This window comes from Streptomyces sp. WELS2 (assembly GCF_013870595.1).
In the GTDB taxonomy this organism is placed as follows: Bacteria; Actinomycetota; Actinomycetes; order Streptomycetales; family Streptomycetaceae; genus Streptomyces.
The window spans coordinates 1-3947 of sequence record NZ_JACBWZ010000601.1; the positions used below are offsets into that span (position 1 = coordinate 1).

Sequence of the window (3947 nt, forward strand, 5' to 3'; positions counted from 1 at the left end):
GGGCTGTGGCCTCGACCGCAACCTGTTCGCGCTGCTTCCCGGTGCGCGGGTCGACACTCCAGACTGGTGCTGCTGCCACCGCGGGTCCCTCCAAAAGGCCGCACTAACCGAACCTGTGCGTCACCCATCAGCTGCGTTCGATATACTGAACACTGTCTCTGATGATGAACGCTGCTCGGAGACTATATATCTCAGGTCCTCGTCGAACGAAGGGGTCAAGGGCGATGGCGGCAGGCGACACAGGGGGCGGGGCGCAGGTCAAGTCCGCGGTACGGACCGTGGAATTGCTCGAGTACTTCGCCGGCCGGCCCGGTATGCACTCCCTCGCGGCCGTCCAGGAGGCCGTGGGCTATCCCAAGTCCAGCCTGTACATGCTGCTGCGCACGCTGGTGGAGCTGGGCTGGGTGGAGACGGACGCCACGGGCACGCGGTACGGCATCGGGGTGCGGGCGCTGCTCGTGGGCACCTCCTACATCGACGGCGACGAGGTGGTGGCCGCCGCCCGCCCGACCCTGGACCGGCTCTCCGACGACACCACGGAGACCATCCACCTCGCCCGGCTCGACGGCACCAACGTGGTCTACCTGGCCACCCGCCAGTCCCAGCACTACCTGCGCCCCTTCACCCGGGTCGGCCGCCGGCTGCCCGCCCACTCCACCTCCCTCGGCAAGGCGATCCTCGCCACCTACACCGACGAGCAGGTGCGCAAGCTGCTGCCGGAGACGCTGCCCGCGCTCACCGAGCACACCATCACCGACCGGGAGCGGCTCATCGAGGAGCTGCGCCAGGTCCGGGAGCAGGGTTTCGCGGTCGACCGCGAGGAGAACACGCTGGGCCTGCGCTGCTTCGGCGTGGCCATCCCCTACCGCACGCCCGCCCGGGACGCCATCAGCTGCTCGGTCCCGGTGGCCCGGCTGACCCCGGCCCACGAGCAGATGATCAAGGACGCGCTGTTCGACGCGCGCGACCGGCTGACGCTGGCGACCCGTCGGCTGTAACCGGGCCGCGGCCGTAGGCTCGGTCGCATGGAGATCGCGCTGCGCGCCGTCCGGGACAGTGACGTGCCGGTGTTCCACCGCCAGATGACCGACCCGGAAGCCGTCCGCATGGCCGCGTTCGGGCCGGAGGACGCCACCGGCCCGGAGGCCTTCGCCGCGTACTGGCGACGCCTGCGCGCCGGCTGCGCCGTCCTGCGCACGGTGCTGGCCGACGGGGCCGTGGCGGGCAACGCGGTGGTGTACGGGGAGGCCGGCGAGCGCGAGGTGTCGTACTGGATCGACCGCGCGTACTGGGGCCGGGGCGTGGCGACGGCCGCGCTGCGGGCGCTGCTCGCCGAGGTCCCCGAACGGCCGCTGTACGCCCGGGCGGCGGCCGACAACACGGGCTCGCTGCGCGTCCTGGCCAAGTGCGGATTCCGCGAGACGGCCCGCGCCCGGGGGTTCGCGAACGCCCGGGGCCGGGAGATCGAGGAGGTCGTGCTGGTGCTGGAGGGCGGGGCGCGCGGCCGCCCGGAGGCCGCCGTTTCCTGAGGGCCGGATGAAAAAGCGGGGCGTACGGGAACGATCGGCACCGTTCCGCTCGTCTTCCGTGCGGGATGAACAAGACGATCAGGCGGGCGTCCGTCTTCGCGCTGCTGCTCGTGCTCGCCCTGCTGGTCAGGGCGACGTGGCTGCAGTTCTACGACGGTCAGGCCCTCGCGGACGACAACGACAACCGGCGGAACGTGATCGCGACGTACTCGCGTCCCCTGGGGAACATCATCGTGGCCGGGGAGGCGATCACCGGTTCCGCGCGGACGAAGGGAAGCGATCTCGCGTACAAGCGGACGTACACGGACGGCGAGCTGTACGCGCCGGTGACCGGCTACGCCTCGCAGGCCTACGCACCCACCCAGCTGGAGGGCATCTACACGGATCTGCTCAACGGCACGGACAACCAGCTCAAGACGGTGATGGACACCGTCACCGGTGAGCGCCCCGACCCGGGCAACGTGCTCACGACGATCGACCCGGCCGTGCAGAAGGCGGGCTACCGCGCGCTGGGCGGCAAGAAGGGCGGCGCCGTCGCGATCGACCCGAAGACCGGGAAGATCCTCGCGGTGGTCTCGACGCCGTCGTACGACCCCTCCACGCTCACCGACGCGAACACCGCGGGCAAGGCGTGGAAGGCGCTCAACGCGGACAAGGACAAGCCGCTCACCAACCGCGCGCTGCGCCAGCCGCTGCCGCCGGGCTCGACGTTCAAGCTGGTCGTCGCCGCCGCCGCGCTGGAGGACGGGCTGTACAAGGACGTGGACCAGCCCACCGACAGCCCCGACCCGTACATCATGCCGGGCACGGTGCAGCCGCTGAACAACGAGAACAAGTCGGCGCCGTGCAGGAACGCCTCCATCCGGGTCGCGCTGCGCTACTCCTGCAACAACGTCTTCGGGCACATGGCCGTCGAGCTGGGGCAGGACAAGGTCGGGAAGATGGCCGAGAAGTTCGGCTTCAACAACGACGAGCAGGACGTGCCGGTGCGCGCCTACCCGAGCGTCTACCCCTCGGACATGGACAAGGCGCAGACGGCCCTGTCGGGTATCGGCCAGTTCGACGTCACCGCCACCCCGCTCCAGATGGCCATGGTGTCCGCGGCCATAGCCAACGGCGGCAAGCTGGTCTCGCCGCACATGGTCTCGCAGATCACCGACAGCGGCGGTGACGTGCTGAAGGACTACGACGACGACACCGACACCTCGGAGATCATCGGCTCGACCACCGCGGAGCAGCTCCAGTCGGCGATGGAGACGGTGGTGAAGGACGGTACGGGCACGAACGCGCTGATCGACGGGGTGACCGTCGGCGGCAAGACCGGTACCGCGCAGCACGGCGAGAACAACAGCAAGACGCCGTACGCCTGGTTCACCTCCTACGGCAAGTCGGACTCGGGCGGCAAGGAAGTGGCCGTCGCGGTCATGGTGGAGCAGTCCGACGCGGCCCGCTCCGAGGTGAGCGGCAACGGTCTGGCGGCGCCGGTGGCGCGGGCCATGATGCAGGCGGCGCTGAAGTAGCACCGCCCGTGGCGCCCCGGCGGGGGCGGGGCGCCACGCACTCCCCCGCCCGCAAGGCGCGGATTCCCCTGCTTCTCCCCTTCCGGTGAACCCCCTTCGGGTCGCTTCCGTGTTCCCTGGGCGGGTTCGGTCGGTCATACGATGTCCGACCCCCCGTACGAGAACACCGAAACGATCACTGCTACGCTTCCGGATCTCCGTCCGGGCCTCCCTGGACCCTCGCATGTCATTCACATGACACTCACTTCCAGAGCGCGCATCGAGAAGAGGTCACCCGTGGGCACAGTCGTCGACGACGCCGCCTCCGTGGAGTTCCATGCCTTCTTCGAACGGCACTACGCCGAACTGGCCCGTCTCGCCCACCTGTTGACCGGCGAGGCGGACGCCGCGGACGACCTGGCGGCCGACGCGCTGCTGGCGCTGTGGCACCGCTGGGACCGGGTGCGCGCCGCCGACCGGCCGGTGGCGTACGCGCGGGGCGTGGTCGCCAACCTGGCCCGCACCCGGATCCGCGGCGCGGTGCGCGAGCGGCGGCGGATCGCGCTGTTCTGGCCGCGCGGCGAGGAGCGGACCGAGAACCCGGACGTCGCCGGTGTGGTGGACGTCCAGGAGGCCCTGCGCAGACTGCCGTTCCGGAAACGGGCGTGTGTGGTGCTCCGGCACGCGTTCGACCTGTCGGAGAAGGACACCGCGCTCGCGCTCGGGATCTCGGTGGGTACGGTTAAGAGCCAGACGTCCAAGGGCATGGCCGAACTCCAGCGGCTGCTCGGCCCGCAGGGCGACCCGCGACGGGTGCACGCGGCGATGGCGGCCCGGGGCGGCGAGAGCGGAGGAAGGAACCGATGAGGCGGCAGGACGTGCACGACGAGCTGCGCGCCCGGCTGCACGCGGCGGCCGA

The 3947-nt window shown here is 70.6% G+C and carries 4 protein-coding genes; all 4 read left to right on the forward strand.

Annotated features, from left to right (window positions below):
- The first annotated feature begins 224 nt into the window (after positions 1-224).
- The 4 genes from H5J33_RS26430 to H5J33_RS26445 all read left to right on the forward strand — a co-directional run bounded on the left by H5J33_RS26430 (position 225) and on the right by H5J33_RS26445 (position 3895).
- A complete protein-coding gene (locus H5J33_RS26430; RefSeq protein ID WP_181797361.1) occupies positions 225-998 on the forward strand; it encodes an IclR family transcriptional regulator in 774 nt (257 codons plus the stop codon).
- Positions 999-1025: 27 nt separating this feature from the next.
- Complete coding sequence (locus H5J33_RS26435) at positions 1026-1529, forward strand: GNAT family N-acetyltransferase (RefSeq protein WP_181797362.1); 504 nt, start codon at positions 1026-1028, stop codon at positions 1527-1529.
- Positions 1530-1594: 65 nt separating this feature from the next.
- Positions 1595-3049 (forward strand): penicillin-binding protein 2, encoded by a 1455-nt coding sequence (locus H5J33_RS26440; protein ID WP_181797363.1) that lies wholly within the window; start codon positions 1595-1597, stop codon positions 3047-3049.
- 276 nt (positions 3050-3325) lie between these two features.
- Positions 3326-3895 (forward strand): SigE family RNA polymerase sigma factor, encoded by a 570-nt coding sequence (locus H5J33_RS26445; protein WP_030792124.1) that lies wholly within the window; start codon positions 3326-3328, stop codon positions 3893-3895.
- The last annotated feature ends 52 nt before the right edge of the window (positions 3896-3947 follow it).

What these genes read in the sequence shown, in the direction of transcription:
- H5J33_RS26435 (WP_181797362.1), top strand. Translation starts at nt 1,026, where the DNA reads ATGGAGATCGCGCTGCGCGCCGTCCGGGACAGTGACGTGCCGGTGTTC.
- H5J33_RS26430 (WP_181797361.1), top strand. Translation starts at nt 225, where the DNA reads ATGGCGGCAGGCGACACAGGGGGCGGGGCGCAGGTCAAGTCCGCGGTA.
- H5J33_RS26440 (WP_181797363.1), top strand. Translation starts at nt 1,595, where the DNA reads ATGAACAAGACGATCAGGCGGGCGTCCGTCTTCGCGCTGCTGCTCGTG.